Raw genomic sequence first — 1,902 nt, 5'->3', positions numbered from 1 at the left:
GTTTAAAGATATAAAACATTATATTTATTATTTTAATAGTTTATTTTTCTATTTTATTATTAAATATTAAATTTAATTAAATATTTTTCTATTTTTATTTGTTTTATTTATTTTATTTGATTTTCTTCCTATCGAAATATTTAAAAGTTATGTATATAAATAATTAGTATATTCTATTAAATTGACTATTTAATACTATTTTTAAATTTACATAAATTAAGGGATTATATGGCTGATAATGAATCTAAGATTGCAAAAGGTAGTTTTATTTTACTACTTGGTACTTTTATTTTCCGTATTGGTGGGTTTTTATACCGTTTCCTTATGACGTGGCTTATGACTGCTGCAGATTATGGTATTTTGGGATTAACACTACCATTTCAGAATTTTTTAAATATTACTGCATCTGGAGGTCTTCCTTCAGCAATTGCAAAATATGTTGCAGAATATTCGGCTTTAGATAATGAACAAATGGAACAACAAATTATTAGAACCTCTTTTAAGCTGATTATTATTATGGCTATGATTGGTGCAACGATTATGTTTTTAATTGCAAAACCTGTTGCTCTTGGTTGGTGGCATAAACCTGCAGCAGTATTGCCTCTTCAATTAGTTGCTGTTATTACTCCATTTAGTGTTATCGTTGGTTTATATCGTGGAGTTTTCCAAGGATATTATCAAATGACTAATATTCTTATTACAAAAGCATTTGAACAATTAGGAATGATTTGTTTTGCAGTTTTATTAGTTCTTATTGGATGGAGAGTTGCTGGTGCTGTTTTAGGTACTGTTATAGGATTTTTAGTTGCATCATTATCTGCTGTATGGTTATTTAGAAAAGATGTAACTTCTAAATTTAAAACAGGTCGTAAAAAAATTACAAGAGCTCAAGAAATAGATATTATGGTAATGCTTCTTAAATTTTCAATACCTGTTTTAATCACAGGTGTTGCTGAAGTTTTACTTTATGATGTTGGTACTTTATTTATTGGTGCATATTTAGCAAGTAATTTTGCAGGTTATTATACTAATGCAAGTGCTATTGCACGTTTACCTTTAGTTATTTCAATGTCTGTTGCAACAAGTGCTCTTCCTGCAGCTTCAGAAGCATTTTCTTTAAAAGATCATTCTTTACTTGAAAAATATATTCATCAATCTTATAGGTATGTTATTATTGTTGTATTACCATTCTGTGTTGGTGTTGCAGTATTTGCAAAACCTATTCTTGGATTATTATTTGGTGCAGAATATACCTTAGGTACAACTGCATTACAAATATTAGTTCTTGGTATGTTATGTTTTGCAGTATATACTATATCTTCAAGTATTACTCAAGGACTTGGAAAACCACTTATTCCAATGATTGCACTTATATTAGGTGTAATAATACAATTTGTATTAAGTATGTTTATGGTATTATGGTGGAATATTAATGGTGCTGCATTAGCTACATCAATTAGTACTGCATTTATTATGATTGTTTGTATAGTATATACACATAAAGTATCTCATGTTAAATTTGAAACTGTTGATTTCCTAAAAATCTTATTTGCTTCTTTAGTAATGGGTGCAATATGTATGTTTATTCCTAAAAATCTTATTGGAATGATTATTGGTTTTATTGTAGGAATATTTGTATATATTGGAGCTTTAGTTGCAGTTAAAGGATTGAAAAAAGGAGATTTAATATTAATGTATAAAACAGCTTCTAAATTAGGTCCTTTAAAAGAACCAATTTATAAATTTACAGATAAATTAGAAAAATATGCAAAAGATTAAATTTTAATCTTTTAATTTTTTTAATTATTTTAAATTAAATTTCTATTTTTAAAATGTTTTTTTTATTATTTAATTGATTTTTGTCTATTTTTTTAGTTATTTTTTTTATTTGGTTTGTTTAAT

The 1,902-nt window shown here is 25.9% G+C and carries 1 protein-coding gene; it reads left to right on the top strand.

The window, feature by feature from the left end:
• The first annotated feature begins 228 nt into the window (after window positions 1–228).
• On the top strand, window positions 229–1,779 hold the full coding sequence (locus BGI41_RS07910; RefSeq protein WP_088540156.1) for a flippase: 1,551 nt from the start codon (window positions 229–231) through the stop codon (window positions 1,777–1,779).
• Window positions 1,780–1,902 lie beyond the last annotated feature (123 nt).

The sequence above is a fragment of the Methanobrevibacter sp. 87.7 genome, from assembly GCF_002208625.1.
Classification (GTDB): Archaea; Methanobacteriota; Methanobacteria; order Methanobacteriales; family Methanobacteriaceae; genus Methanarmilla.
This window is presented reverse-complemented; position numbering and strand designations above follow the sequence as displayed.